The sequence below is a fragment of the Muribaculum gordoncarteri genome (assembly GCF_004803695.1).
Taxonomy (GTDB): domain Bacteria; phylum Bacteroidota; class Bacteroidia; order Bacteroidales; family Muribaculaceae; genus Muribaculum; species Muribaculum gordoncarteri.
Genome location: NZ_CP039393.1, coordinates 928421 through 954567 on the forward strand (window position 1 = coordinate 928421; position 26147 = coordinate 954567).

Consider the following 26147-nt stretch of genomic DNA (forward strand, 5'->3'; position numbering starts at 1 on the left):
CAATGACGCTACATTTGTCGTGATGTGCTAACTTTGTCTATGTGAATCATATCCCTTTAATATCGGTAATAGTTCCGGTCTACAACACGGCTCCCTTTCTTGACGAATGTCTTGAGAGCATTGCCTTGCAGTCGTGCGACAATATGGAGGTGATTCTTATTGATGACGGTTCGACCGACGGAAGTAACGCTATATGTCGCCGGCGTGTTGAACGTGACGGTCGATTCCGCTTGGTTGAATGTGACAATTGCGGCCCTTCGGTTGCACGTAACGCCGGAATCGATGTGTCGCGGGGCGAGTATGTCACGTTTGTCGACAGTGACGATGTAATAGCCCGTGATTATGTCACGCGGTTATATGCGATGATGGCCGATGCTGATATGGCGGTGACGCGTGTAGGTGGCAAGATGCGTCACTGTGATTCAGAACCTCTGATTATGTCACGTGACGATGCCATGAAGTCGTTGCTTTATCAGGACGGTATCGATTCATCGGTATCGGGAAAGATGTTTGCGCGTCACCTGTTTGACGAGGAGCGTTTCACCCCCGGAATCATGTATGAGGACCTCGACATAATGCCGCGTATAATAGGAAAGGCCCGCAGGATTGTATTCCGTGATGAGGTGTTATATTTCTACCGCAAGCGCGCCGGAAGCCGGTTGTCGGTTTTCACCCGTGACAGGCTTGATGTACTCGATGTCGTCGGACGAATAGGGGAGTATGTCGCTCTCAATTGCCCCGCTGCGTCGGCTGCCGCTAAAAGCCGCATGCTGAGTGCACACTTCAATATGTTTGTCCTGCTTGTGCGTAACGGTTTGGGTGACTCTAAGGAAGCCGATGCTTGTTGGGATGCCATATCGAAGTTGCGCATGGATTGCCTGCGTGACAAGCGGGTAAGGGCAAAGAATAAGCTCGGTATAATCGCTTCGTTGCCGGGACGGAGTTTCTTCAAATTATTGTCACGCCTGTCGAAATGATGAATGTAGCGGTTTCCATAGTAACGTATCACACCGATTGTGACGAGTTGCGCCGTTGTCTTGCGTCACTCTCTTCGCCTGTCGTGAGCAAGGTGTATGTGGTGGATAATGCCCGTGACATCGCCGTCAAGGAGCTTTGCGGCCGATACCCCGTCGTTGAGTACATGGCTAATGACAATGTGGGTTACGGTGCGGGGCACAATGTGGCGTTACGTAAGAGCATTGAAGCGGGCGTGCGTTACCATCTTGTGCTGAACAGCGATGTGGAATTTCTCCCGGAGTCGGTTGAGATAGCCGTGCGTTACATGGAGCAGAATGAGAATGTGGCTTTGCTGCATCCGCGCATTGTCGATTCAACAGGTGCGTTACAATACACGAGCCGCATGCTTCCCACGCCGTGGAATGTATTTGCCCGGCGTTTCATGCCGTCATTTATCTCACGATTGTCCGATGAGCGTTATCTGCTTAAATCCATGTCACACGATGCAATATTCGATGCTCCCTATCATCAGGGTAGCTTTATGCTGCTGCGCGTGTCGGCACTGAAAAGAGTAGGATTGTTTGACGAGCGGTTCTTCATGTATCCCGAGGACATCGACCTTTCACGCCGATTGTACAGGATGTATCGCACAATATACTATCCGGGAATAACGGTGGTCCACCATCACCGTGCAGCTTCCTATCACAACAGCAGGATGTTGTGGATTCACATCGTGAACATGATGAAATATTTTAACAAGTGGGGTTGGTTTTTCGACCGGGAGCGCAAGGAGTTTAATGCACGATTGCGTTGAAAAGTGGGTAAAATATCGTAGCTTTTCACTATTTTTGCAGTGAATTAAATCAAGGAAAACTATATAAAATGAGCGATATAATAAAGCTGTTGCCCGATTCGGTGGCTAACCAGATAGCGGCCGGAGAGGTGATTCAGCGTCCCGCATCGGTGATAAAGGAGTTGGTCGAAAATGCTATAGATGCGGGAGCTACAATCGTAAAAATAATACTTAAAGACGCCGGACGCACTTTGATACAGGTTGTCGACAACGGTTGCGGAATGTCGCCTACCGATGCACGACTGGCATTTGAGCGTCACTCTACATCCAAAATATCACAGGCCTCCGATCTGTTCTCGCTTCACACAATGGGATTCCGTGGCGAGGCTCTTGCTTCGATATGCGCCATATCGCAAGTCGAATTGCGCACTATGCGTAAGGACGACAACATAGGCACACGCATCGTCATCAGCGGCTCGACTGTTGAAAGCCAGGAGCCCGATGTGTGTACGCCGGGAAGCAACATGATGGTCAAGAATCTATTCTTCAATGTGCCCGCAAGGCGAAAGTTCCTTAAAAGCGATCACGTTGAGATGAGCAACATACTCCGTGAGTTTGAGCGCCTTGCATTGGTCAATCCCAATGTGGAGTTTCTGTTGGTACATAACGACACGACTGTCCATCAATTGATGAAATGCTCGTTTAAGCAGCGTATAATCGACCTTTTCGGCAAGGCTCTTGACAAGCAGCTTGTCCCGGTTGAAACCGACACTTCGCTCGTGCGCATATCGGGATTTGTCAGCCGACCGGAAAATGCGCGTAAGAGGGGAGCCTTGCAATATCTGATGGTCAACGGGCGCAATATGCGTCACCCCTATTTCCACAAGGCGGTGATGCAGTGTTACGACCAGTTGATTCCAGCCGATGAGCAACCGTGCTATTTCCTGAACTTCACGGTTGACCCCGATACGATAGATGTCAACATACATCCCACCAAGAACGAGATAAAGTTTGAGAACGAGCAGCCTATATGGCAGATTCTCACGGCTGTCATAAAGGAGGGTCTGGGTAAGTTCAACGCCGTGCCGTCGATTGAATTTGATGTCACCGATGCTCCCGATATTCCCGTGTTCAATCCCAATGCCAATGCCAGCCATGAGGTGAAAATCGACAAGTCATACAATCCTTTCAACACCACCTCCACGCGCGATTCATCGCCGTCGACATCGGGCGGTTCATGGCGAAGCGGATTGAATGACGCAACGCAGGATTGGGAGAAGCTTTACGAAGACTTTGCACGTAACCGTGATGAGTCCTACGAAACAATGCGCGGAAGTGCGTTGAACGACATGACCGATGATATCGACCTGTCGGCCGTATCGTCGACCATGAATGATGATGCCGCCGGGGAACTGGACTTTGGAGCGGTGACCGACAGTCAGAGCGTAATGCAGCTTAAGAACCGTTACATATTGTCGCCCTCCAAGTCGGGGCTCATGGTCATCGATCAGCATCGCGCTCATGTGAGGATACTCTATGACCGTTACATCGATCTTGCAAATCTTGATGCGTTGAGCACACAGCGTGTGATATTTCCCGAAGTCGTCGACCTTACCGCCGCGCAGAATGCCGTTATGGAGGGTATCGTCGATGAGGCAAATGCCCTCGGCTTCGACATCTCATGTTTGGGCGACAACTCTTGGACTCTTAACGGTATGCCTTCGGTAATGAACGATGTCAACCCGAGAGAACTGATGCTCTCGATGATTGACACTGTTGTCGATGGAAGCGGTAAGATAGCCGATGACCTGCGTCACCACATTGCATTGTCGATGGCGAGAGCCGCGGCGATAAAGCCGGGGCGTCAGCTTACATCGGCCGAAATGGAGCATCTGCTCGGCGATTTGTTTAAACTGACTACGCCCAACTATACTCCCGACGGGAAAATTATAATAAACATCATAGCAATCGATGACATAGCGCGACTTTTTGCATGATTTTGTGCTTTTCGTCGATATTTCACGATTTTTACACTTCGTTATTGCGTAAATACGTTGACTATCGTTAACTTTGTGCTAAAATAACATTATAAATGAGAAAGTATATTCTATGTCTTGCCCTCGTGGCTTCAATGATAGGCGCATTCAGCGCATCGGCTCAATTCCGTTACGGCCCTATGCTGGGAATCGATATCACCAATCTTAAATTCCGTCAAGACTTGATCACAGTCGACAAGAGTGTGGGATTCTCAACCGGTATTGCCACCGAAATGATGTTTCCCGGTATCGGTTTCGGTGTAAGTTCGGGAATTTTCTATGAGCAGCGCGGTGCCACATTGAATCTCGGCGAAAAGCTCGTGTGGGCTTCGCAGGGTTATGGCAAGGAGCGCAGCTATCTTCATTACATAGAGATACCTATACATCTTCGATTCAAATATACTCGTCTTAACGGAATGGAGGACTATGTCGCTCCCTTTGTGTTCGGTGGTCCGTCATTCAGCATCCTTGCCGCTCACAGCAATGTGAAGGCGTTGAAGTATGCCGGAGGCGAAATGGGACTTACCGTGGGATTGGGTGTCGAGATTTTCAAGAACTGGCAGGTACAGGCAAGCCGCACATGGGGTATGGTCTATGCCGTCAAGACCAAGCTGCTCGATGATTTCAGTGCCAAGAACCGCACCTGGGACATTAGAGTGGTCTACCTATTCTAAATCGGCGTAATCGGGAACTTCTTTCAAAAAATCGTAGGACATGTTGTCGTAGTCAATGCGGCAGCAATAGTGGTTCATGCCGTTTGACACGATGAGATAACGTGCATGGAGCACCATGTTGTAACGCACTATCTGGTCAAATGTCGACTGCGAAATCACTATTGACGACGCCTTATACTCGACAATCACCATCGGAGAGCCGTGCTTGTCAAATACCACCGTGTCACAACGGCGACGCGTGCCGTTGAGTGTTATCCCTATTTCATTGGCCATTAGCGATTCAGGGAATCCCTTATGATTTATCAGATAGTTCACGAAGTGTTGTCTTACCCACTCCTCGGGGGTGAGTATGATGAACTTCTTGCGCAATCGGTCGAAGATTTTTACACCTTCGTCGTCACGTTGCAGTCTTATGTCAAATGATGGCAGATTCAGCTCCATTCAATATTCTTGTTTGCGTCACTTATTTTCTGTAAATTTACAAAAAAAATTATTACCCTTATAAGTTATGGCTCAGGCATCGTCGGCAGTTACATTTGAAGGATTGAAATCGCAGCTCGCATCACGCAAATATGCTCCCGTATATTTGCTGCATGGCGAGGAGGGCTACTATATCGACGAGTTGCTGTCGATGTTTGAGAATATAATTCCCGAAGCCGACCGTGACTTTAATCTCTACACATTCTATGCCCCGGAAACAGGGCCTGACACGATAATGGACGCATGTCGCCGTTATCCTATGATGTCGGATTATCAGGTGGTGATAGTGAAGGAGGCACAGGCCATAAGAGCCGACCAGCTTAACAGGTTTCATCTCTATGCTTCACAGCCCACGATGTCGACTATATTGGTGATCAGCTGTCGTGGCGCGCAAGCCAAGGCCAAGGACCTGATAAAGCAGATAAACACCCATGGTGGGGTGGTGTTTGAGTCACAGAAGGTGACCGACCGCAATGCCGGGCCCATAATAAGCGGATTCATAAAGCAGAAGGGGCTTAACATCGAAACCAAAGGACTCGCCATGTTGCGTGACTACGTGGGTACCGACCTTTCGCGACTGTACAATGAAATCGACAAACTCACGGTGGCTCTTGCCCCCGGGTCAACGATAACCCCCGAGGTGATTGAACGCCACATAGGCATGAGCAAGGATTACAATAACTTTGAACTTGTGAACGCTCTTGCCTTGAAGGATTTCAACCGTGCCTTCAGGATTGTCGATTATTTCCGCCGCAATCCCAAGAATAATCCTGTTGTAGTGACTATAGGCACTATATGGAACTATTTTTCCAATCTGTTGCTTGTCACCTACTGTCGCGACAGAAGCGAGAGTGCGTTATGTGCCGAGATAGGAATACGCCGTTCATGGCTGCCCGACGATTACAAGCAGGGAATGCGCAATTACAATGCGTGGAAATTGATTGAGATTCTGCACGAGATTCGTGTAGCCGATTGTCGCAGCAAGGGTGTGGGGTCGCGTATGGATTCCTACGACATCCTCAATGATCTCGTGTTTCACATCCTCACCGCTCCCGGCAAGATTTAGAGCCGTTGATATTTATTGTCGAACCGGCTCTTAGAAAGCTTATTATTTCAGGCGATAGCTGTAGCCCAGGGTGACGAGTATCGACATTCCTCGCGAGGCCGAGAATGTGTCACGACGCTCATCGGGGAATATGTTGCCGATTCCGAAGTAGTAACGTGCTTCGAGATTTATGAGATGCTTGCGCTTGATTGTAAATTCAATGCCCGCACCGCCCGATATTCCGTAGTCAAACTTATTGGTGGGCTCCAATATCATCTGGTCGGTTTCGCGGTTTGGCGGAAAGTCGGGTATGTTGGCTATGTTGTGGACATCGAAGTTGGATGAATAGCTTGTGCTGATCATGTATCCCACCTCGGGGCCGAGATTGAAGAATCCTTTTACGGTGCGTCCTCCAAAGAATATGTGGGTGAGAAGCGGCAGCTGTATATAGTTGAGCTTGCGTTCAAAGCTGAACGGTGCACCCTCGAAATTCTCCTTCCATCCGCGTTGCTCCAGGTTTAACTCGGCTATCAGTCCGAAGTGACGCTCCTCCCAGTAGCGCACTGTTATACCCATCGTTTCACCTACTACAAATGACTGCTTGGTGCTGGGCGCGAACGACATTTTGGAGAGTGTGACACCGGCTTTACCGCCTATTGCCACTTTTGAGGTATAGTGAGCCTGTGCCGATGCGGTCAAGCCGACGACCGACAGCAGCAGAGCCAATGCTATATTGCGAATCATGTTCATTTACAGTGGAAGTTTTTCGATTACTCCTGACGGACGGAAATTGATGAAGTACAATCGGTCGTTTATTACACCTTCCGATTCGGCGGGCTTTGAGAAGTGATAGCCGCTTTGGATTCCGTCGTAAGAGTAATGTGAGTTGTTCAACCCGTTGTTGTCACGGTGTATCGCATTGATCATATAGAATCCGGTGTCGAATCCGAGGATGCCCTGCACGGGAATCGCGCTCATCATGGGTGAGCCGTACCAACGCTTGTAGAGTTCGGCGAAGTCACGCGAGCGGTAGCTTGAGTCGTCATTGAAGAAGCGTGAGTAGATGGTTGAGTTCATCGTGTGCAGATTCTCGAGCATGTCGCTGCGGAATGTAATCCATTCGGGATAGCCGAAGAGGCGCACATTGTTGTAGTCCAGGAGATTTTCGCGATAGGTCTTCAGTGCTCCTATGATGTGAGAGAACTCGGTCTGTGTTCCCGATGCGGGTACGAATATGTAACGGTTGTCATGCTCAAGCTGTGCAAGGTCGCTCTCCTTCAGATAACCCGAATAGTGTATCTCGGTGAAGGGCAGGTTGCGTGACGACAGCTCGGAGCGGAGCTTGTTGATAAATTCAATCTTATCGGTCTTGCCTTCGTTGGGGATAAGCAGCACGGGCATGTAGTCCATGTAGGAGCCGAGCAATGCGGTAACGGCTTCATCATACATGTCGGAGTGGGGGATGTTGGCCTGCATTACAGCCTTGTTGTTTTTGTACAACTCACTCTTTACGGCAAAGATGTTCATTACATTCATGTCGTGCTGTAATGCGAAGTCCGAGATGGCATTGAGCTGAGCCTCGTCATCAGGAGCGATTATGATGTCATATACTCCGAAGTCGGGCGAGGTCATGAGGTTGCGCACGGTGTCGATGCTTGCCGCAGTGTCAAATGCGCGGATGTTGATTTTGCTGCCGATGTTGCGCAGGCTGTCGACTGCGATGAGGAATCCCTTGTAGAACTCGGTGTATAGCTGAGTCTGCTTGTCGGGTTTCTCCTGGTCGAGCATGAAGGGAAGCATCATGGCTATGTCGACGGAGTTGTCGACAATTGTAGAGTCGCTCTCCTCCGATTGTTCTTCGGTTGCTTCATCCTCCGACGGCTCTTCGGCATCGGCGTCCTCCTCGTTGTAATAGTCGTTGACGGTAGTCGTGGGGATGGCCGGCATTACAGGTTCACGTTTTAGTTCAGGTGCTGCTTTTTGCTCGGTTTCCGTTTCTTCAGCCACAACGGTGGTTTCGGTTTCGGGCTCTTGTTCCGGCTCGGTTGCAGGTTCTTCGTCCCTTGTATAGTTGTCGACTTCGGCTACATCAGCTTCCGATGATGTCGATGTCACGTGATTTCCGCTTTTGGGGATGTTGAGTACCACTCCCTGTTTGAGGCCGTGGGCTATCGATGGATTTGCCGCAATCAGCTCCTCTTCGGTTATTCCGTAGTGCTTGCTGATTCCGTAGATGGTTTCACCTTTCTCCACGAAATGGGTCGATGCTACCGATGCCACATCTATAGTCTTGGGCTTGGCCTTTTCTTCGGGAGCTTCCTTCTCCGCTGTGATTTGATCCATTTCGTCGACAGGGAAATAGAGAATCTGGTTGGCGCGCAATCCGTCGGCCACAACGGGGTTGTATTTTATAAGTTCGGCTTTGGTCAGTCCGAATTGTTTGCACAAACTGTAGATTGTTTCTTTCGGCTTAACCTGGTAATAGTAGTATTCTTTACCGTTTATTTTCTTTATGGGAAGCTCAATTGCCTGCATTGCTCCTGCCGTGAGAATCAGCATCAAAGCGGAGGCTGTAAGCTTTATGAACGGGTTGCGAAATTTCATAATTCAAAACTGCGTTATTATCAACACAAAGGTAAGAAACATTTTTCGTTATCTCAAAACATTATGTTTAAAACCATAAAAAATGAAAGGACAGGAGAATATTTTCCCTCCTGTCCTTTCACTATGAGTTATTGCGTGACTTACTTGTTGAGGATGTAGCGTATGGTGAGGTAGCCGCCTATTACCTGGAAAGCCAGTCCGGGAAGTCCGGTGGTAAGGTCGGAGAGTGCGGCTGAGAATGAGTTTATCATGAGTGCCTCAATGGCGGTTCCTATCAGCTGATAGCTGATGACTATGCCAAGAATCACGATGATGGAGAGTCGGTTGAATTTATGAGCGAAGCATGATGCGGTGGCTGCAAGGATGAGGCTCTTCATCGTGATGATGGGGAGCGTCGCTACGGGAGGCATGCCAAACATCATGGAGTTGATGAGCGGTGACATAAGTGCGGTGATGACTCCGACGCGCCATCCGAATTTGTAGGCTCCAACAAGGGTAAAGAAGTATATCGGCAACCAGGTGAGGCCGCCTCCGGGTACGAGGTGACATATCTGGGGCAAAACTACATTGCCTACGACAAAAAGTGCTGCGATGATGTAGGTGCGTACATCGCGGTATTCAAGCGAATGAAGACGGATGGATTGTGCGGTCATGATTTTTGATGCTGTTAAATGTTTATGTTGCAAAATTAACATTATTCTTCAATGTGGACAATCACAATGTCTTAAAAATGAAAAAAAATCGGGATGCACTAACTGATATAGTGCATCCCGATGTGTTATGTCGCAATATTGTAGATTACAATGTTCCGTTCTCAGCGTCCTGAATCATTTGCGGACTTGCAGTGATGTAGATCTCCACACGACGGTTCTGAGCACGTCCTTCAGGAGTGTCATTTGATGCTACATAGTCGGCCATGGGCACACCCTGAGCTGAAAGACGGGTAGGCTGGATGCCCGAGTTGACGAGATAGGAGAGCACTGCATCGGCACGACCGGTTGATACTCTCTCATTTACAGCGTAGCCACCGGTGTTGTCGGTGAATCCGAAAATCTGTACATCGGTGAGAGGATTTTCACGCAATGACACGACAAACTTGGAAAGATCCTGCTTTGCCGACGGGCTGAGTGTAGTTCCGTTGGTGGGGAAGAGGATTCCGCCGGGGAATGTCACCTTGATTGCCTGTAATCCGTTCTGGTCGGTGGTCTGTTCAACCTTTGTGTCCTCGGGCAGAGCAGCCTGAAGTTCCTGCTGCTGCTTGTCCATCTTCTTTCCGATAAGGGCACCTGCTCCGGCACCTACTGCAGCACCGATTGCACTACCTATACCGGCACCTTTACCGCCGCCGATAAGAGCGCCTATGCCGGCACCTAAGGCACCGCCGCCACCGCCACCGATAAGAGCTCCCTTTCCGGTGTTGGTCATTGAACTACATCCCGATGAAACAAGAATGCACACGGCTAATAATGCCGCACCTGTAAGCTTAATAAGTTTCATAGTTTCTAATTTTACATTTTAACTTAATCCGAGATGGCAAAGTTAACATTTTATTTTACTCGCACTCTATCTCGAAGTGATTTTATTTACTTATAAATACAAGAGAAAAGGTTGAATTGTTTGCCGTTTGTGCGAAATTTTGAGTAAGTTTGCACAAAAGTTTTTAATAGGGCGTTTATATGAGCGTTAATTTAAGAGCAAATCAGTCAAAGGCATTGTGGTATCATCTTGGCGCACTGCTCACTGTCACTGCATGGGGCGTTTCGTTTGTGTCGACCAAGGTTCTTCTGGAGCACGGGATTAACCCGACTGAAGTATATGTGGTGAGAACCCTTCTTGCCTATTTGCTTGTGCTGTGTGTGTGCCATAAGCGTATATTTTCCAACTCGCTTCGCGATGAATTGCTCTTTGTTTCATGCGGCCTTTGCGCCGGATCTCTCTATTTCATCGCTGAAAACACGGCGCTTGAATATACGCTTGTATCCAATGTATCGCTCATTGTAACCCTTTCACCGCTTATTACGACACTCTTGGTGGGTGCCATCTACAAGAATGAACGCCCGGGCAAGGGCGTGCTGATGGGCTCGCTTATAGCATTCCTTGGCGTGGGATGCGTCATTTTCAACAGTAGCTTTGTGCTGGATGTGAAGCCGTTGGGCGACTTGTTGTCGCTTTCGGCTGCAGTGTGTTGGTCGGTCTACAGTCTTGTGCTCAGGAAACTGAGTGCGTTCTACACCGTCATGTTTATCTCGCGCAAGACATTCTTTTACGGAATGGTGACGGCAATTCCTTTTTTGATAGCCATTCCCGAGCACACTCCGCTTGATGTGTACCTGCAGTTTGATGTATGGAGCAATTTCTTGTTCCTTGGTGTGTTCTGTTCGATGATAGCCTTCATTATATGGGCTTTCACCATAAAGGGACTGGGTGCAATAAAAGCCAACAATTACCTTTACATACAACCTATAATAACACTGATAGCATCGGCGTTGCTATTGGGTGAAAAGGTGTCGATTGTCGGCTATGTAGGTTGTTCGCTGATCCTGTTGGGAGTGTGGATCAGCGACCGCATGAGTCGATGCCGTTAATCAATTTTCTTCTTCCAGAAAACTTATTTCGTTGAGCAACGGACGGCACACCGATGCCGTGAGGCTGCAGCCGCGCTGCATTTCGCTTTCGGCGTAGGCTTTCACTTCGGTTATGCGATTGGGCAGCAGGTTGAACATCAACCGCAATGCCGTGTATCGCACCATGTCGTTTTCCGACAATATAAGCTCATCGGCAAGCTGTGATGCGAAATCCATGTGTCGCAGCAGTTTCATGCACAGAATGTCGGCCACTTCGGGGGTGGTTATGCCGTTGCTCCAGCGGCGTGCGGTGGCGATGTCATATTGCTCTTGCGGGTATATCATGGGCGCGAGCAGCATGCTTTCGCGGGTCGAGGTGTTGTTCCAGAGAGCCTCGGCCATTTCGGCCGACTTGGCCGTGTTGCGGGCTATTTCGGTGAGCTGCGGGAGGTTGACTCCGAATATTATGCGGTAGGGTGCCCCCTGTCGACGCATATTATCGGCTATAGCGCCGTTGCGCATTGCATAGAATTGATGCTTTATATGCTGCATCGGATTGAATTCAGTCATATAGCGGTAATGATGATTAGTGTTTATTAAGCTGTGGCTGAAATGCGGTCAGCCACAGCTCTTGATTGTTACATTCAGTCAAAGATTTTGTCCCAGTCCTTCCACACGACTTCGTAGCCGAGTTCGCGTATGCGTCGGGCCACGTTGACGGGTGAGCGGTCGTCGCTGACCTCAAACTGCTCCAATGAGTCGGGTTCAACCGAGTAACCTCCCGGGTCGGTCTTGCTGCCCGCGCTCATCGATGTCACGCCGAGCTTCATCATGTTGTCGCGGAATGCAGGATTTTCACGAGTGGAGTAGCTTATGTCGACATCGTGGTCAAAGATGCGGAATGCGAATGTCACCTGTGCGAGTTCGCGGTCCGACATTACCACATTTGGCTGGAAATGACCTTCCGACGGACGCATTCTCGGGAAATTGACCGAGTATTTCGTCTTCCAGTAGTTTTTGCGCAGGTAACGCAGGTGACGCGCCATCATGGTTATGTCGGTGCGCCAGTCCTCAAGGCCGATGAGCACTCCCATGCCTATCTTGTGTACGCCGGCTTGTCCCATTCGGTCATATCCGTTGAGTCGCCAATCGTAGATCGACTTCATGCCTGCCGGATGATACTTCTTGTAGTTGGCCTCGTTGTAGGTTTCCTGGAAGCACACCACGCCGTTGAGTCCCGACTTGGTGAGCCGGTAGTAGTCGTCGGACTTCATTGGCTGAACCTCGATAGTGAGGTTGTTGAAGTAGGGACGACATGTCTGTAACGCCTTCTCAAGATAGTCGACACCCGCCTTGGCCGGATTCTCGCCCGTGACAATCAAGAGGTTCTCAAACGGGCCGAGGTTGCGTATGGCCTTGCACTCCTGCTCGATTTGCTCCATGGTGAGGATTGTGCGCTTAAACGGATTGTTGTGATTGAATCCGCAGTAAACGCATGAGTTGGTGCATGAGTTGGTGATGTAGAGCGGAATGTACATGCTGATTGTCTTGCCGAATCGCTCCTGAGTGTAACGCTGGCTCAATTGTGCCATAGGCTCGATGTAGGCTGCTCCGGCAGGAGAGATAAGAGCCATGAAGTCATCGATGCTCAGATTCTCCTTGCCGAGTGCAATCTCGACGTCACGCGCTGTTTTTGATGCTATGCAGCGTGTGGTGTCGTTCCAGTCATATTTTTTTATTTCGTCATAAAACATTGTCGTAGCTTATTTATTTTGCGCAATTGTCGGCGACAGCCTGTGATATACGCATTGCGCAGAAGTTGGGGCCGCACATTGTGCAGAAGTGGTCGTCGTCCTTGTGGCTCTCGACATAGTATTGACGGGCGCGTGCCGGATCGAGCGACAGGTTGAACTGATCCTTCCAGCGGAAGTCATAGCGGGCTTTGCTCATGGCGTTGTCACGCACCTGTGCTCCCGGATGTCCCTTGGCGAGGTCGGCGGCATGGGCGGCGATCTTGTAGGTTATCACGCCGTTGCGCACATCCTCAAGATTGGGAAGCGCAAGATGCTCCTTGGGCGTTACGTAACATATCATAGCCGTGCCGAGCCATGCAATCTGCGCTGCTCCTATGGCCGATGTTATGTGGTCGTAACCCGGCGCTATGTCGGTAGTGAGCGGGCCGAGCGTGTAGAAGGGTGCTTTGTGACAAGCCGACATCTGACGCTCCATGTTCTCCTTTATTTTGTTCATGGGTACGTGGCCGGGGCCTTCGATTAGCACCTGCACGTTGTGACGCCATGCGATTTCAGTGAGTTGGCCGAGTACATCGAGTTCGAGGAACTGCGAGCGGTCGTTGGCATCGTGGATGCTTCCGGGACGCATTCCATCGCCAAGTGACACGGCGACATCGTATTGGGCGAGGATTTCGCATATCTCCTCAAAGTGGGTGTACAGGAAGTTCTCGCTGTCGTGCAATGTAGCCCACTGGGTCATTATCGAGCCTCCACGCGATACGATTCCGGTGAGTCGCTCGCCGATGAGGTCGGCGTGAGCGCGAAGCACTCCGGCGTGTATGGTGAAGTAGTCGACACCCTGTTCGGCCTGTTCGATGAGTGTGTCACGATATATTTCCCATGTGAGATCCTTGACATTGCCGTTGACTTTCTCCAACGCCTGGTACACGGGCACGGTGCCCATTGGCACGGGACAGTTGCGTATTATCCACTCGCGGGTTTCGTGAATGTTGTCGCCTGTCGAAAGGTCCATCAGCGTGTCGCCACCCCAATAGCAGCTCCACACGGCTTTGTTGACCTCCTCCTCGATGCCCGACGAGAGGGCCGAGTTGCCGATGTTGGTGTTCAGCTTCACGAGAAACTTGCTTCCGATTATCATCGGCTCGCTTTCGGGGTGGTTTATGTTGGCTGGAAGCACCGCACGGCCGGCTGCTATTTCGTCACGCACGAATTCAGGTGTGATGTGGCTCTTTATGCCGAGCTTTTCGTTGTTCATGTTCTCGCGTATGGCCACATACTCCATTTCGGGAGTTATTATGCCTTGCTTGGCAAGTGCCATTTGCGTTATTGCGCAACCTTTTTTGGCCCGGCGAGGTGCGTAACGGTTGGCAAATCGGATTGAATCAAGGCTCTTGTCGGCTTCACGCTGTCGGCCGTATTCCGAGGTTATGCCCGGCAACTGCTCCAGGTCGTTACGTTGCGATATCCACTTTTCACGTGTGCGGGGAAGACCTTTGTTTATATCTATCGTTACATCGGGGTCGGTGTAGACACCGCTTGTGTCATAGACATAGACAGGGGCGTTTTCATGCATCATCTTCTCGCCGTTGATGATTTTTACCGTAGGCGTGAGGTCGATGCGGCGCATGGGCACGCGTATGTCGTGGAGTTTTCCCTCTACGTATGTCTTTGTCGAACCGGGATAGTTGCGGACATCTATATTGTTTATTTCCATAATTGAGTGTGATGTGATTGAAGTTGGGCGTTCCTAATCGAGAAACGAGGTTAGGGGAGAGGTTGCTTGCGCGAATGTGCTTTGTCTGCCGAGTCCTGCGAGATAAGCTTTGCGCCCGGCTTCGACTGCGAGCTTGAAGGCTACGGCCATCTCCACCGGATTGCCGGCAACGGCTATTGCGGTGTTCACCAGTACGGCATCGGCACCCATCTCCATTGCATCGGCGGCATGTGACGGAGCCCCGAGTCCGGCATCGATTACTACAGGAACGCGGCTCTCGGCTATTATTATCTCAAGAAGGTCGCGGGTTTTCAGCCCCTTGTTGGTGCCTATGGGTGCGCCGAGCGGCATTACGGCAGCCGAGCCGACCTCTTCAAGGCGTTTGCACAGCACCGGATCGGCCTGAATGTAGGGCAGCACCACAAATCCCTCGCGGGCAAGTACCTCGGTGGCTTTCAGCGTTTCGATGGGGTCGGGGAGCAGATATTTCGGGTCGGGATGGATTTCAAGTTTGATGAAGTCGGTCCCGAAGCAGTCGCGTGACAATTTTGCGGCAAGAATAGCCTCCTCGGCGTTGCGCACGCCCGATGTGTTTGGGAGAAACTGAACTTTGTCGCGATTGATGTGACGCATCATGTCGTCATCCTCCTCATGCTGCATGTCGATGCGTTTCATCGCTACGGTAATCATTTCGGAGCCTGATGCGAGGATGGATTCAAGCATAAGCTTGTTGGAGGGAAACTTTCCCGTGCCTACGAAAAGGCGTGAGCTGAAGTCGCGTCCTCCGATTTTAAGTAAGTCCATTGTCGTGTTAATGATATAATTATGTTATTGTTACTATTGTTACTTTTTAAGACGCGATATTACCTCTTCAGTGTATTTCACAGGGTCGTCGGCGTTGATTATCGAACCGGCCATGGCGACGCCTTGAACGCCTGTCGACATGATGTCATCGATGTCGTCGAGCGTTATGCCTCCTATGGCTACTATGGGAAGTTCGTTGCCGGCCTTGCGCACTTCGTCAACTATCTTGCGGTAGCCGTCGAGGCCGATTACGGGCGACAGATTCTTCTTTGTCGTGGTGTAGCGGAACGGGCCGAGTCCCACATAGTCGACATCGATGCCCTTGAACGACAATATGTCGTCGGCCGTGTTGGCGGTTACTCCTATTATGGCATGAGGGCCGAGATATTCACGAGCTTTGGCGGCCGGCATGTCCTCCTTTCCGAGATGAACGCCGTGAACGTGCAACTCCTTTACGAGTTCCACATTGTCGTCGATTACGAGAATCACATCGTTTTCGCGGCATACGGGAATTATTTCAAGTGCCGTTTCGCGCAGTTGCTCGTAGGTGGCATCTTTCATGCGCAACTGTATCCATTTGCAGCCGCCTTCAATGGCCATCTGCACCTCTTCGGCTATGGAGTATTTATCGGATGCGTTTGTTATAAATTGTAGCATTGCTGATTTATGTTATAATGTTTGCTTGAATTCTTTAAGTCTTTGTCGGAATTCATCGATGCTGCCGGAGTTGAACAGATAGCCGAGCACGGCATATCCAATGAATGGATATCGATTGACGGCATCGATGCGTGATGGCGTTACCCCGCCAAGGGCTACGGCATTGCGGCATTTCATGGCTGACAATTGGTCGGATGAAAACGCCGATGTATAGCCGGGTTTTGATATGCTGTCGAAAATGGGGCTGAGCGTGACATACTCCATGTCGCCAAACCGCTCGGCCTCGTCGATAGCGTGACATGTGCGGCTAATCTTGCCGCTATAGAGCCGTGGAGCTTCGGGACAACGTGAATTAAGATGTATTCCACCGAGATTGAATTCATTCAGCAGCTCAAAGTGACCGTGTAGTTTCAATCGGTTGTGGAGTCGCTGGGGGATTGCCTCGATCAGGCGGCGCATGTCGTGAGTCGTTGCCGACGGATGGCGCAGATGCACGTAATCCCACCCGTCCTCAAGTATCGCGACTACATATTCATGTTCGTCGACAATGGGAACGGGTGGAGTTATAGCGATCTTCATCATTGGCTTATCCGCCATAGAAAGGCTTTATAATGATGATTGAGTCGCCCTCGTGGAGCTCGGTCGTGTCACGCTCTATCATGGGAACCACATTGCCGTTGAGGCCTGTAGCGATTCCGTCGGGAGCGATTCCGTTCAAGTTCAATGCACCCTGAAGCGTTGTGCCTTCGGGTACAGTCACCGATTTGTCATTAATTTTTATTTCCATAACTATATAGGGTTAGTTGGTTCTAATCGACGGGGCTCAAACAGGTGGTTGACCGGTCCGTGTCCGTGTCCTATTGTAACATCGGCACCGTTGCGCAAAGCGGCCGAGATGTACTCCTTGGCAGCGATGACACTGTCGCGCATTGACATGCCGAGAGCCAGGCAGCTTGCTATGGCCGATGACAAGGTGCATCCTGTGCCGTGTGTGTTGGCGGTGTTGACGCGTTCATTGGAGAGGCGCATGATATTGTCGCTACCTTCAAGTGACAGATAGTCGGTCGAGGTGCCTGAGTCCGATGACTTGTCGCCGCCTTTCAGCAGAATGTCGTGAGCTCCGAGTGCTCGTAACGCTTTAATCTGGAGTGCCGTGTCGTCGGTGCCGCTAAGAGCCCGGGCTTCATTGACATTCGGGGTTATGATGCGTGACATTGGCAGGAGGCGACGCTTTATCAGCTCGATTGCTTCGTCGTCAATCAGCGTGTCGCCCGAGGTGGCAATCATTACCGGGTCAAGAACTATGTTGCGTGCTTTGTTGCGCTCAAGAGCGTCGGCTACAGCTGCAACAATGTCGGGCGAGAAGAGCATTCCTATTTTCACCGCATCGGGACGGATGTCACGGTAAACGGCATCAATCTGCCCGGCAACTATGTCGGGCCTTATCCCTTGTACATCGGTGACGCCGAGAGTGTTTTGCACCGTTATAGCGGTTATCGCCGTCATGGCGTAAACACCAAATGCCGACATTGTCTTGATGTCGGCTTGTATTCCTGCGCCTCCCGAACAATCGGAGCCTGCTATAGAAAGTGCTGTGCGGTAAGTCTTCATTTTGCTCATAAGTTCTCATAAAGGCAAAAAGGGTAGACTCACTAATGGATGAATTGTCCGACAATCCCTGCGCCGGTGTTGTCCGTTTCAGGTTCGGAGGGTATGATCTCAGCTCACATCGTCAGTGGCACCCCTTTGTCTGTGATGCAAAATTATATAGTTCTTGCATCATAACCAAATGTTAGCCCCACTTTTTGCTTATATCTATAACGATTCAGAGCAACTCAAAGTTGTCACCTTCAAGATAAACGGGAAATTTATTGCGGAATCCGACGAGCGATTCCATCGACAGCTGTGCCTCAACGGCTACAGGTGTGACAATCGTTTCAATAGTATGGCCTTTCGGCTCGATTATGTGGGATGTGCCGGAGTAGACTCCGAATTTGTCGGAACCCGAGCGGTTGCATCCTATGACATAGGCTTGATTCTCGATGGCCCTTGCTATGAGCAACTGTTGCCAGGCGTAGGCGCGCGAGTCGGGCCAGTTGGCCATTACGATAAGCAGGTCGTAGGCTTTGCCACGGTTGCGGAGCCATGCCGGGAAGCGGAGATCGAAGCAAACGGCAAAGGCCACATTCCATCCACGGAAGGCCACGACGGGCATCGCGCTTGAGCCTCGCGTGTAGACCGAGTCCTCGCCGCTCATGGTGAACAGGTGGCGCTTGTCGTAGAATGTTTCCTCGCCTGACGGGGTGATGAAGAATGCCCGGTTGAAAATCAGGTCGTTGTCGCGGGCGATGAAGCTTCCGCATATAGCAGCGTCATATTGGCGTGACCATTTGCGCACCATCTCCATTGTCGTGCCGTCCATAGGCTCGGCCAATCGACAGGCCGCCTCCTTGTCGCAGATAAATCCGGTGGAGAACATTTCGGGCAGCACGATGATGTCGACATTGCCCGGCAGTGCCGACAGCTCTTCGTCAACAGCCTTGAGGTTGCTTGCGGAATCGCCCCACACAATGTCGTGTTGCAGTGCTGTTACTTTCAGAGACTCCTTAATCATCTTCGTCGGCGGTTATGAATTTTTCGGGATATTTGGCGTGAAATTTACTGTAGAATTTTTTTATGGCTTTCATGTCGTTGTCGACATTGCCGGTGGGAGTGAATTCGGTTGTGATTTCGATTTTTTTCAATTTGTAATCGATGGCTCCGAGAAGCAAGGGCACTTTTGCGTCGTGGGCTATGTAGAGGAATCCTTTTCGCCATTTGGCCGTTCCCTTGCGGGTGCCTTCGGGCGTTATGGCTATGGCCATTCGCTGTGAGGCGTTGAATTTTTCGACAATTGATTCGGTGAGCGCACTTCCTCGTTTTCGAGGCACGGCGATGCCTCCTATGGCTCGGAAAAAGTAGCCGAGAGGCCATTTGAACCATTGTTCCTTCATCAGGAATCCGGCTCGTCGGCCTACCGACAGATAGGCCAGCTCACAGAGTATGAAATCCCAGTTGCTTGTGTGCGGAGCTACACATATCAAGCACTTGGGGTAGTCGGGTGTGGTGATTTCCACCTTCCACCCGAATACCTTAAGCAGCCATTTCGACAGGTTCATTGTCGAGATAATTTTTTTGTTGAAGTTGATGCGTTATTTTTCGGCGCGAGCCTTGTTGGCGGCTTTCTGCTGTTCGCCAAGCGATGAGTTCATGCGGGCAATAATGTCGTCTACGCCCTTCTTGAAGTCGTCGTTAAGTTTCTTGTAAGCTGTCTTGTAATATTTTGCGCGGGCTTTCTTGTATTCGTGACGCGAATCGAAGCTCTTTTCGGTCTTGTCAAATGAGAAGCTGACATTGTCGATTGACACATACTGAAGGTCGGCTATGTCAAAGAATATATCGGTCATTTTCTTGCGGTCGATTCCGGGTACAAGATCACGAGCTATAAGACATTCTCCGGCCAAGTCGCCGCATGCGGCTTTGATGGCTTTTTTCAAATTGCGTTTGTTTGCCATGTCATTTTTAGGTTTGAGTGAATAATATTCCGCTAATATAGCAATAATTTAAATTTATCGCGGCATATTGTTGAAATAAAAAATCGCGAATATTGTGCGACAGGCTTATAACCTGAACGTTATAGGCATTATATAGTAAACGGGCACGGGGATGCCGTCGACGCGTCCGGCATTCCATTTCGGCATTGAGTTGAGCACCCTCACAGCTTCGCGGTCAAGCGACGGCTCGACGCTCTTCAATACGTTGATGTGGGTTATCTCTCCGTCGGGCTGGACTATGAATGAGCACAGCACACGACCGTGTATGCCGTTGTTGAATGCTTTGGTGGGATATTTGCGTGATGAGTTAATGAAATGAACGAGTGCGTTGGTTCCGCCGGGAAATGTGGGCTGTTCGTCGACCCATTCGCAACTCCAGGCCTCGACGACTTCGCTGCTTATGACCATGTCGGGACGCATTTCCGTTATGGCAAGTGACTGCTCGGTGGTATGCACAACCATTCGTAACATCTGAGCCTGAAGCGGAACTATCGAGATGATGAATATTATCAGTGGTATGATTCTTTTCAGGTTGAATTTCATATATGTGATTGAATTGTGTATGCAAATATATGCAGGCGTCATCATAATTGCAAATGGCATTACAATAATTAGCATTTGTTTAGCTATGTTTCAGTTTTGTTTGCAATTTAAATATGGGGTCGGGCAATATGGCGTTATGGGGTTACGTTAATATTAACGTTATGAAGCGTAACGTGATTGCATTTATCGTAGCGATACTTTCGGCTGTCAACGCATCGGCATTTGACGATGTGTCAACGGCCTACAGCTTTCTTGACATAACATCGTCGAGTCATGTCTACGGACTTGGCGGCGTGAATGTGTCGCTTATCGATGACGATATAAACATTGTGGAGCAGAATCCCGCTTTGCTCGGCCCTGAACTGGGAAGCCAGCTCGGAGTCAACTACATGCGTTATATAGGGTCGTCCAACTTTGCAGGGGTGAAGTACGGACATTCGGCCGGAACTCACGGCGCATGGGCAGCGTCAATGCAATATTTCGGCTACGGCGAGATGAAATCGACCGATGTCACAGGCAGCGTCACAGGCACGTTCAGCCCCAAGGATATATGCTTTTCGGGAACCTACAGCCACGACATAACGACCGCTTTGCGAGGCGGCGTGACGCTTAAAGGAATATATTCCGACTATGAAGCATATTCGGCCTTTGCGCTTGCCGTGGATCTCGGCCTGAACTACTATGACGGCGACAATGACATGTCGCTGTCGCTTGTCGTCACCAATCTCGGCGGACAGCTGAAGCGTTTCAACGAGGTTTACGAGCGGCTTCCGGTAGATGTGAGAATAGGCTGGAGCCAGGGGTTGCACGGCCTGCCTTTCAGGCTGTCGATAACGGCCTGGAATCTTACGCGATGGCATCTCCCTTACTATGACACAGGCGACGGCACAGGCCACGATAGCGTTAAACTCAAGGACTCGTTCATGTCCAATCTTTTGCGTCACCTTGTCTTTGCCGGAGAGTATGAGCCTAACGAAAACTTCTACATAGGCATAGGCTACAACTATAAGACGCGCACCGACATGAACACCTATTCGCGCAATTTCTTCTCGGGATTTTCGATAGGCTCGGGAATACGCGTGCGTCAGTTCGGCATAGGTGCCGCTCTAGCTCAGCCCCATGTAGGAGCGATGACATTCATGTTCAATCTTGCCATGCGCCTGTAGACGATTGCATGACCGTTCACTTTTTTTGAATCTTACAGCTTTTTATCTTATCTTTGTCACATATAACCAAATATGCAGATATATGTCCAATGACAAAATAATAATTGCCATCGACGGATACTCTTCGTCGGGCAAAAGTTCCATGGCACGTGCGCTTGCCTCGGCTATAGGTTATCGTTACATCGATTCGGGAGCCATGTACAGGGCCGTGACATTATGGGCCATGCGTCATGGAATGGTAAATGACGGCACTGTCGATGTTGACAATCTTGTAGCCGCTCTTCCTGAAATAAAGATAGACTTCAAGCCTATGCCCGACGGGTCGCAGCGCACCATACTGTGCGGTGAGGATGTCGAGGATGAGATAAGGCGATTGAACGTTTCAAACAATGTGTCGCAGGTGTCGGTGATTCCGGCTGTGCGTCACAGTCTTGTCGCCATGCAGCAGGCTCTCGGTAAAGGCAAGGGAATAGTCATGGACGGCCGTGACATAGGCACGACGGTGTTTCCCGATGCCGAGATGAAGGTGTTTGTCGACGCATCGGCTCAGACTCGTGCCCAGCGTCGCTTCTCCGAGTTGGTCGAAAAAGGATTGCAGGTATCTTACGAGGAGGTGCTTGCCAATGTGGTGCATCGTGATCACATTGACGAAACCCGTGAGGAGAGTCCGCTCCGCAAGGCCGACGATGCCGTTTCGCTCGATAACTCCGAGATGACCATAGAGCAGCAGAACAAGTGGCTGCTCGACCTGTATAATCGCATACTTGCTCAAAAAGCCTGATAGAATGCGAATCGAGATAGACCGTGATTCGGGATTCTGTAACGGTGTGGTCAGCGCCATCCGTAAAGCCGAGGATGAGCTTGACGGTGCCGGGAAACTATATTGCCTTGGTGACATCGTGCACAACAGTGACGAGGTGGAGCGATTGCGAAAGCGCGGACTTGTCACGATAACCCACGACGACCTGAAGTCGCTTCACGGAGTGAAGGTGTTGCTGAGGGCCCACGGCGAACCTCCGTCGACTTACCGGCTCGCACAGGGCAACGACATAAACATAATCGACGCTACCTGTCCGGTGGTGCTTCATCTGCAGCGCCGCATAAAGGCGTCCTACGACAATCGCAAGCCGGGTGAGCAGATTGTGATATACGGCAAGAGAGGTCACGCCGAGGTGAACGGACTTGTGGGTCAGACCAACGGCGAGGCTATCGTGGTGGAGGACCTTGACGGTCTTGACCGGCTTGACTATACCAAGGATATAATATTGTATTCGCAGACCACCAAGTCGCTTCATGGCCTGTCGGACATGATTGCCGAGATTGAGCGACGCAAGAGTCCCGAAACTTCATTCAGATATTACGACACGATATGCCGACAGGTGGCCAACCGTGTTCCGCAGTTGCGCAAATTTGCCTCGAAACATGAGGTGATCCTGTTTGTTACCGGCAAGAAGAGTAGTAACGGACGCATACTTTACGGTGAATGTCATGATGTCAACCCCCGCACTTATGCCATAACCAATCCCGATGAGATAGATGCCCAATGGCTTGACGGCATCGAGTCGATAGGTATATGCGGAGCCACTTCGACTCCGCGATGGCTCATGGAAACCGTAAAGGAACGTGTAAAGGAGTTGTGCCCCAATGGATAATTTCATCGCCATAGATGTGGAAACGGCCAACAATCAGCCGTCGAGCATTTGTGCCATCGGGGCTGTAAAGGTTGTCGACGGTGTTATAGCCGATCGGTTCTATCAGCTTGTAAAGCCGGAGCCTGAGTGGTATATACGACATTTCTCGGAAGAGATTCACGGGATATTTCCCGAGGACACACGCGATGCTCCCACATTTGACCGAGTGTGGATGTCGATGCTCGAGCATTTCGGCATTGCGGGTAATTGGGACAATGCCGTGTTTGTGGCGCATAACAAGGCTTTTGACGAGCGCTGTCTTAGAGCGGCATTCAAGGTCTACGGCATGACATGGCCCGACAATCCGTTTGGTTGCACTCTACAGAAAGCCCGCCGCACGATACCGCGACAACTGGTGGGAAGCTATTCGCTTCCTTACGTGTGTGAATTTATGGGAATACCTTTTTATAACCATCACAACGCTTTGGCCGACGCCGAAGCTTGTGCCAAAATAGCTATGACATTGTTATGAGGATTTTATTGTTTGCTTCATTGGCCGCGATGATGGCTCTTGCAGCATGTTCATCGGAGGAGTCACGAATAAAGGAGGCGGCCCGACAGCTTGGTAAAAACGATGCCCGGGAACTTGTGGATGACGCTTCGTCGCTGTCCAAGATGGAATTAGAAGGGCGTGTGCTTGAAATAAGAGTCAAGGAGTCGACCTACCGTGAGGATGGATATGAAAAGGCGGCCGATGCCTATGTCGAAGCATTTGAGAGCGGTATGATGGAATACAGCGACTCGCTTGCACGAGTAATGATGATTAAACGTTGAAAACAACAATAGAGTTATACTTATGAGGACTTCAGCAGAGTATATCGATAGCATAAACAGGCTTATTGCCGGGATTCCATATCCTGAAGAGCCCCACGGCTTGTATGAACCCATAGCTTACACTCTTGATTGCGGAGGAAAGCGGTTGCGCCCTATATTGCTGCTTGCATCATGTGACGCGGTGGGCGGCAACATGGATGGGGCCGTTAACCAGGCATTGGGAATCGAGATGTTTCACAACTTCACCTTGCTTCATGACGATGTGATGGACCGTGCCGACAAGCGTCGTGGAAAGCCTACCGTGCATTGTAAATGGAACGAGGCCACCGCAATACTGTCGGGCGACGCAATGCTGACAATGGCGTCGCAGCTTGTGGGGTCGGGGTGTAACGACAAGTTGAGCGAAGTGCTTGACCTGTTTCACGGAACGGCCATGGAGATTTACGAGGGACAGCAGTATGACATGGGCTTTGAAAGCCGCGATGATGTCACGGTGGCCGAATACATCGAGATGATAAGACTCAAGACATCGGTGCTGCTCGGATGTGCCTGCAGGCTCGGAGCATTGATGGGAGGAGCCGACATCGAAGTTCAGGAGGCTCTTTATCGTTATGGAATATCGCTTGGCCTCGCTTTCCAGCTACAGGACGACTGGCTTGACACCTACGGCGACCCCGAGGTATTCGGCAAGAATATAGGCGGCGACATAATGAACGACAAGAAGACATTCCTGCTGATAACGGCAATCAACAAGTCGGATGCCGCCCGTCATGAGGAGTTGCTGTCGATGTTGGGTAGCCGCAGTGCCGACAAGGTGGAGCGTGTCAAGGCCATTTACGACGCACTGAACGTGGGTGATGAGTGTCGTGAGCTGATTGAACGTTATGCCGCCGATGCCGTGTCGGAGCTTGACAAGGCAGGTCTTGACGGTGATGCCCGTGAATTTTTCGTCAACATAGCCAAAGCATCGCTTACACGCCGTTCATGATAGTAGACACTCATACACATCTGTATCTTTCCGAATTTGAGAATCCCGACGATGCAGTGACACGTGCACTTGAGGCCGGAGTGGGGCACATGTTGTTTCCTAATGTCGATGTAGGCACCATTGAGCCTATGAAGAGTCTTCATGCGCGATTTCCCCGTGTCACCTCAATGGCTATGGGACTGCATCCCACCGAGGTGAACGAAAATTGGCGAGAGGCTCTCGACATTGTTGAGCGTGAGCTTGATTCGGGTACACGTTACGTGGCTGTAGGAGAGGTGGGAATGGATCTCTACTGGGACAAGACATTCCGGGCCGAGCAGCGGGAGGTGTTTGCCCGTCAAGTCGATTGGGCTGCGAGCCGCGACTTGCCGGTGATAATACATTGCCGTGACGGACTGGACGATACGCTCGATGTGCTTGCTTCGGCCAAGCAATTGCCCAAGGCGGTGTTTCACAGCTTTGGCGGAACGGCTGAGGATGTAGAGCGAATAAGGAAGATAGGCGATTTCTATTTCGGAATAAACGGTATTGTAACGTTTAAGAACTCCAAGCTGCGCGATGTGTTGCCTGTAATCGGCCTTGATAGAATAGTGCTTGAAACCGACGCTCCCTATCTCGCTCCGGTGCCTCACCGGGGAAAGCGTAACGAGTCGGCATTTATAATCCATACCGCCGCCCATGTGGCGTCGGCGCTTCAATTGCCGGTCGATGAGGTGTCGGACATGACAAGTAACAATGCAAAGGCGCTTTTCAGCCTTGACATCTGACCGTCACGACTACATAAAATAACAAAGCTCCGCACCAATTACGATGCGGAGCTTTGTTTCACTTATATATGATTTGTTGGTCGGAATGATTCAAATTTATTAATTTTGTCGATGCTATAATTAACCTTAAAAACATGTTTCGATCATTTATAACATTCTTATCACTATTGGGTATATTTGCAACAGCTAATGCGGAATTTAAAGTAACCGACTTGATGACCGATCATGCTGTTACTCCCATGGGTATAGATAATCCTCGCCCTATCTTCAGTTGGAAAATGAATGACCCCAATCCCGGAAAACATTCGTTTCAGAGAGCTTATCAAATAATTGTCAAGGATGAGAACGGTAACGGTGTGTGGGATTCGGGTAAAGTCAATGACGGAAGTTCCATCAATATTCCTTATCAGGGAACAGTTCTCATTCCATGCTCCAGATACAGCTGGACTGTAACTGTATGGAACAAGAAAGGAGAATATGCCAGCACTTCTTCATGGTTTGAAACCGGTATTATGAATCAGAACGGGTAGAATGGAGCGCAGT

31 protein-coding genes and 1 riboswitch are annotated in these 26147 nt (G+C 50.2%); of the genes, 14 read left to right on the top strand and 17 right to left on the bottom strand.

What is annotated here, in order from left to right:
• Positions 1 to 41 precede the first annotated feature (41 nt).
• From E7746_RS04060 to E7746_RS04075, 4 genes are all read left to right on the top strand, one after another.
• Complete coding sequence (locus E7746_RS04060; RefSeq protein WP_135946070.1) at positions 42 to 977, top strand: glycosyltransferase family 2 protein; 936 nt, start codon at positions 42 to 44, stop codon at positions 975 to 977.
• The gene (locus E7746_RS04065) at positions 974 to 1771 is read left to right on the top strand and encodes a glycosyltransferase family 2 protein (RefSeq protein WP_238337326.1); all 798 of its coding nucleotides are present in this window, start codon (positions 974 to 976) and stop codon (positions 1769 to 1771) included. The genes E7746_RS04060 and E7746_RS04065 overlap by 4 nt, the downstream gene beginning before the upstream one ends.
• A 68-nt stretch (positions 1772 to 1839) precedes the next feature.
• Positions 1840 to 3747: a DNA mismatch repair endonuclease MutL gene (gene mutL, locus E7746_RS04070; RefSeq protein ID WP_136409923.1), complete on the top strand. Its 1908-nt coding sequence runs from the start codon at positions 1840 to 1842 to the stop codon at positions 3745 to 3747.
• A gap of 95 nt (positions 3748 to 3842) precedes the next feature.
• On the top strand, positions 3843 to 4460 hold the full coding sequence (locus tag E7746_RS04075; RefSeq protein ID WP_123395923.1) for a porin family protein: 618 nt from the start codon (positions 3843 to 3845) through the stop codon (positions 4458 to 4460).
• Here the strand turns inward: E7746_RS04075 and E7746_RS04080 are convergent.
• Complete coding sequence (locus E7746_RS04080) at positions 4452 to 4901, bottom strand: type I restriction enzyme HsdR N-terminal domain-containing protein (protein ID WP_136409924.1); 450 nt, start codon at positions 4899 to 4901, stop codon at positions 4452 to 4454. The two genes, E7746_RS04075 and E7746_RS04080, sit on opposite strands and share 9 nt — an antisense overlap.
• A 67-nt stretch (positions 4902 to 4968) precedes the next feature.
• Between E7746_RS04080 and holA the strand changes: the two genes are divergently transcribed.
• Positions 4969 to 6006, top strand: coding sequence for a DNA polymerase III subunit delta (holA, locus tag E7746_RS04085; RefSeq protein ID WP_136409925.1), 1038 nt, complete (start codon positions 4969 to 4971; stop codon positions 6004 to 6006).
• A gap of 42 nt (positions 6007 to 6048) precedes the next feature.
• On the opposite strand, the gene E7746_RS04090 is transcribed toward holA, so the two are convergent.
• The 4 genes from E7746_RS04090 to E7746_RS04105 form a co-directional block, all read right to left on the bottom strand.
• Complete coding sequence (locus E7746_RS04090) at positions 6049 to 6735, bottom strand: porin family protein (RefSeq protein WP_136409926.1); 687 nt, start codon at positions 6733 to 6735, stop codon at positions 6049 to 6051.
• Positions 6736 to 8589: a LysM peptidoglycan-binding domain-containing protein gene (locus tag E7746_RS04095; protein WP_136409927.1), complete on the bottom strand. Its 1854-nt coding sequence runs from the start codon at positions 8587 to 8589 to the stop codon at positions 6736 to 6738.
• A gap of 140 nt (positions 8590 to 8729) precedes the next feature.
• Complete coding sequence (locus E7746_RS04100) at positions 8730 to 9242, bottom strand: ECF transporter S component (protein WP_136409928.1); 513 nt, start codon at positions 9240 to 9242, stop codon at positions 8730 to 8732.
• Between the two features lie 145 nt (positions 9243 to 9387).
• Complete coding sequence (locus E7746_RS04105) at positions 9388 to 10086, bottom strand: OmpA family protein (RefSeq protein ID WP_123395917.1); 699 nt, start codon at positions 10084 to 10086, stop codon at positions 9388 to 9390.
• Positions 10087 to 10265: 179 nt separating this feature from the next.
• Here E7746_RS04105 and E7746_RS04110 point away from each other — a divergent pair, with 179 nt between their 5' ends.
• Positions 10266 to 11174, top strand: coding sequence for a DMT family transporter (locus E7746_RS04110; RefSeq protein WP_136409929.1), 909 nt, complete (start codon positions 10266 to 10268; stop codon positions 11172 to 11174).
• On the opposite strand, the gene E7746_RS04115 is transcribed toward E7746_RS04110, so the two are convergent.
• The 12 genes from E7746_RS04115 to E7746_RS04170 form a co-directional block, all read right to left on the bottom strand.
• Positions 11175 to 11723 carry a DNA alkylation repair protein gene (locus E7746_RS04115; RefSeq protein ID WP_136409930.1) on the bottom strand — a complete coding sequence of 183 codons (549 nt, stop codon included), beginning with the start codon at positions 11721 to 11723 and terminating at the stop codon, positions 11175 to 11177.
• 74 nt (positions 11724 to 11797) lie between these two features.
• Complete coding sequence (gene thiH / locus E7746_RS04120; RefSeq protein WP_136409931.1) at positions 11798 to 12907, bottom strand: 2-iminoacetate synthase ThiH; 1110 nt, start codon at positions 12905 to 12907, stop codon at positions 11798 to 11800.
• 13 nt (positions 12908 to 12920) lie between these two features.
• Positions 12921 to 14621, bottom strand: a complete 1701-nt coding sequence (gene thiC, locus E7746_RS04125; protein ID WP_136409932.1) for a phosphomethylpyrimidine synthase ThiC — start codon at positions 14619 to 14621, stop codon at positions 12921 to 12923.
• Between the two features lie 33 nt (positions 14622 to 14654).
• Positions 14655 to 15425: a thiazole synthase gene (locus E7746_RS04130; protein ID WP_136409933.1), complete on the bottom strand. Its 771-nt coding sequence runs from the start codon at positions 15423 to 15425 to the stop codon at positions 14655 to 14657.
• Positions 15426 to 15464: 39 nt separating this feature from the next.
• Positions 15465 to 16082, bottom strand: a complete 618-nt coding sequence (locus E7746_RS04135) for a thiamine phosphate synthase (protein WP_136409934.1) — start codon at positions 16080 to 16082, stop codon at positions 15465 to 15467.
• 12 nt (positions 16083 to 16094) lie between these two features.
• Positions 16095 to 16664 carry a thiamine phosphate synthase gene (locus E7746_RS04140; RefSeq protein ID WP_238337327.1) on the bottom strand — a complete coding sequence of 190 codons (570 nt, stop codon included), beginning with the start codon at positions 16662 to 16664 and terminating at the stop codon, positions 16095 to 16097.
• A gap of 4 nt (positions 16665 to 16668) precedes the next feature.
• A complete protein-coding gene (gene thiS / locus E7746_RS04145; protein WP_136409936.1) occupies positions 16669 to 16869 on the bottom strand; it encodes a sulfur carrier protein ThiS in 201 nt (66 codons plus the stop codon).
• Positions 16870 to 16871: 2 nt separating this feature from the next.
• Positions 16872 to 17693, bottom strand: a complete 822-nt coding sequence (gene thiD, locus E7746_RS04150; protein ID WP_136409937.1) for a bifunctional hydroxymethylpyrimidine kinase/phosphomethylpyrimidine kinase — start codon at positions 17691 to 17693, stop codon at positions 16872 to 16874.
• 47 nt (positions 17694 to 17740) lie between these two features.
• Positions 17741 to 17838, bottom strand: a riboswitch (TPP riboswitch).
• A 69-nt stretch (positions 17839 to 17907) separates the two neighbouring features.
• Complete coding sequence (locus E7746_RS04155) at positions 17908 to 18696, bottom strand: nitrilase-related carbon-nitrogen hydrolase (RefSeq protein WP_238337328.1); 789 nt, start codon at positions 18694 to 18696, stop codon at positions 17908 to 17910.
• A complete protein-coding gene (locus E7746_RS04160) occupies positions 18689 to 19240 on the bottom strand; it encodes a 1-acyl-sn-glycerol-3-phosphate acyltransferase (protein ID WP_136409938.1) in 552 nt (183 codons plus the stop codon). The genes E7746_RS04155 and E7746_RS04160 overlap by 8 nt, the downstream gene beginning before the upstream one ends.
• A gap of 33 nt (positions 19241 to 19273) precedes the next feature.
• Positions 19274 to 19636 (bottom strand): hypothetical protein, encoded by a 363-nt coding sequence (locus E7746_RS04165; protein ID WP_123395907.1) that lies wholly within the window; start codon positions 19634 to 19636, stop codon positions 19274 to 19276.
• Between the two features lie 105 nt (positions 19637 to 19741).
• Positions 19742 to 20218 (bottom strand): energy transducer TonB, encoded by a 477-nt coding sequence (locus E7746_RS04170; protein WP_168184295.1) that lies wholly within the window; start codon positions 20216 to 20218, stop codon positions 19742 to 19744.
• 161 nt (positions 20219 to 20379) lie between these two features.
• On the opposite strand from E7746_RS04170, the gene porQ reads away from it, so the two are divergent.
• The 8 genes from porQ (at position 20380) to E7746_RS15210 (ending at position 26134) form a co-directional block, all read left to right on the top strand.
• Positions 20380 to 21384 (top strand): type IX secretion system protein PorQ, encoded by a 1005-nt coding sequence (porQ, locus tag E7746_RS04175; protein ID WP_136409940.1) that lies wholly within the window; start codon positions 20380 to 20382, stop codon positions 21382 to 21384.
• An 82-nt stretch (positions 21385 to 21466) separates the two neighbouring features.
• Complete coding sequence (gene cmk, locus E7746_RS04180; RefSeq protein ID WP_136409941.1) at positions 21467 to 22165, top strand: (d)CMP kinase; 699 nt, start codon at positions 21467 to 21469, stop codon at positions 22163 to 22165.
• A gap of 4 nt (positions 22166 to 22169) precedes the next feature.
• Positions 22170 to 23036 (top strand): 4-hydroxy-3-methylbut-2-enyl diphosphate reductase, encoded by an 867-nt coding sequence (locus E7746_RS04185; RefSeq protein WP_136409942.1) that lies wholly within the window; start codon positions 22170 to 22172, stop codon positions 23034 to 23036.
• Positions 23029 to 23547 (top strand): 3'-5' exonuclease, encoded by a 519-nt coding sequence (locus E7746_RS04190; protein WP_135946080.1) that lies wholly within the window; start codon positions 23029 to 23031, stop codon positions 23545 to 23547. The genes E7746_RS04185 and E7746_RS04190 overlap by 8 nt, the downstream gene beginning before the upstream one ends.
• Entirely contained in the window at positions 23544 to 23849 is a 306-nt protein-coding gene (locus tag E7746_RS04195; RefSeq protein ID WP_136409943.1) for a hypothetical protein, read from the top strand. Before E7746_RS04190 ends, E7746_RS04195 begins: the two co-directional genes overlap by 4 nt.
• 22 nt (positions 23850 to 23871) lie before the next feature.
• Entirely contained in the window at positions 23872 to 24837 is a 966-nt protein-coding gene (locus E7746_RS04200; protein WP_136409944.1) for a polyprenyl synthetase family protein, read from the top strand.
• Positions 24834 to 25604, top strand: a complete 771-nt coding sequence (locus E7746_RS04205) for a TatD family hydrolase (RefSeq protein ID WP_238337329.1) — start codon at positions 24834 to 24836, stop codon at positions 25602 to 25604. Before E7746_RS04200 ends, E7746_RS04205 begins: the two co-directional genes overlap by 4 nt.
• Positions 25605 to 25738: 134 nt before the next feature.
• On the top strand, positions 25739 to 26134 hold the full coding sequence (locus E7746_RS15210) for a glycoside hydrolase family 78 protein (RefSeq protein WP_238337330.1): 396 nt from the start codon (positions 25739 to 25741) through the stop codon (positions 26132 to 26134).
• The last annotated feature ends 13 nt before the right edge of the window (positions 26135 to 26147 follow it).

Coding starts and splice junctions, on each gene's coding strand:
- E7746_RS04135 (WP_136409934.1), bottom strand. CDS start 16,082: ATGCTACAATTTATAACAAACGCATCCGATAAATACTCCATAGCCGAA.
- E7746_RS04110 (WP_136409929.1), top strand. CDS start 10,266: ATGAGCGTTAATTTAAGAGCAAATCAGTCAAAGGCATTGTGGTATCAT.
- E7746_RS04200 (WP_136409944.1), top strand. CDS start 23,872: ATGAGGACTTCAGCAGAGTATATCGATAGCATAAACAGGCTTATTGCC.
- E7746_RS04115 (WP_136409930.1), bottom strand. CDS start 11,723: ATGACTGAATTCAATCCGATGCAGCATATAAAGCATCAATTCTATGCA.
- E7746_RS04165 (WP_123395907.1), bottom strand. CDS start 19,636: ATGGCAAACAAACGCAATTTGAAAAAAGCCATCAAAGCCGCATGCGGC.
- E7746_RS04065 (WP_238337326.1), top strand. CDS start 974: ATGATGAATGTAGCGGTTTCCATAGTAACGTATCACACCGATTGTGAC.
- E7746_RS04205 (WP_238337329.1), top strand. CDS start 24,834: ATGATAGTAGACACTCATACACATCTGTATCTTTCCGAATTTGAGAAT.
- E7746_RS04155 (WP_238337328.1), bottom strand. CDS start 18,696: ATGATTAAGGAGTCTCTGAAAGTAACAGCACTGCAACACGACATTGTG.
- E7746_RS04130 (WP_136409933.1), bottom strand. CDS start 15,425: ATGGACTTACTTAAAATCGGAGGACGCGACTTCAGCTCACGCCTTTTC.
- thiD (WP_136409937.1), bottom strand. CDS start 17,693: ATGAAGACTTACCGCACAGCACTTTCTATAGCAGGCTCCGATTGTTCG.
- E7746_RS04170 (WP_168184295.1), bottom strand. CDS start 20,218: ATGAAATTCAACCTGAAAAGAATCATACCACTGATAATATTCATCATC.
- thiS (WP_136409936.1), bottom strand. CDS start 16,869: ATGGAAATAAAAATTAATGACAAATCGGTGACTGTACCCGAAGGCACA.
- holA (WP_136409925.1), top strand. CDS start 4,969: ATGGCTCAGGCATCGTCGGCAGTTACATTTGAAGGATTGAAATCGCAG.
- E7746_RS04105 (WP_123395917.1), bottom strand. CDS start 10,086: ATGAAACTTATTAAGCTTACAGGTGCGGCATTATTAGCCGTGTGCATT.
- E7746_RS04160 (WP_136409938.1), bottom strand. CDS start 19,240: ATGAACCTGTCGAAATGGCTGCTTAAGGTATTCGGGTGGAAGGTGGAA.
- E7746_RS15210 (WP_238337330.1), top strand. CDS start 25,739: ATGTTTCGATCATTTATAACATTCTTATCACTATTGGGTATATTTGCA.
- thiH (WP_136409931.1), bottom strand. CDS start 12,907: ATGTTTTATGACGAAATAAAAAAATATGACTGGAACGACACCACACGC.
- E7746_RS04095 (WP_136409927.1), bottom strand. CDS start 8,589: ATGAAATTTCGCAACCCGTTCATAAAGCTTACAGCCTCCGCTTTGATG.
- E7746_RS04100 (WP_136409928.1), bottom strand. CDS start 9,242: ATGACCGCACAATCCATCCGTCTTCATTCGCTTGAATACCGCGATGTA.
- mutL (WP_136409923.1), top strand. CDS start 1,840: ATGAGCGATATAATAAAGCTGTTGCCCGATTCGGTGGCTAACCAGATA.
- E7746_RS04190 (WP_135946080.1), top strand. CDS start 23,029: ATGGATAATTTCATCGCCATAGATGTGGAAACGGCCAACAATCAGCCG.
- E7746_RS04075 (WP_123395923.1), top strand. CDS start 3,843: ATGAGAAAGTATATTCTATGTCTTGCCCTCGTGGCTTCAATGATAGGC.
- E7746_RS04080 (WP_136409924.1), bottom strand. CDS start 4,901: ATGGAGCTGAATCTGCCATCATTTGACATAAGACTGCAACGTGACGAC.
- E7746_RS04090 (WP_136409926.1), bottom strand. CDS start 6,735: ATGAACATGATTCGCAATATAGCATTGGCTCTGCTGCTGTCGGTCGTC.
- E7746_RS04185 (WP_136409942.1), top strand. CDS start 22,170: ATGCGAATCGAGATAGACCGTGATTCGGGATTCTGTAACGGTGTGGTC.
- E7746_RS04195 (WP_136409943.1), top strand. CDS start 23,544: ATGAGGATTTTATTGTTTGCTTCATTGGCCGCGATGATGGCTCTTGCA.
- E7746_RS04140 (WP_238337327.1), bottom strand. CDS start 16,664: ATGATGAAGATCGCTATAACTCCACCCGTTCCCATTGTCGACGAACAT.
- thiC (WP_136409932.1), bottom strand. CDS start 14,621: ATGGAAATAAACAATATAGATGTCCGCAACTATCCCGGTTCGACAAAG.
- cmk (WP_136409941.1), top strand. CDS start 21,467: ATGTCCAATGACAAAATAATAATTGCCATCGACGGATACTCTTCGTCG.
- porQ (WP_136409940.1), top strand. CDS start 20,380: ATGAAGCGTAACGTGATTGCATTTATCGTAGCGATACTTTCGGCTGTC.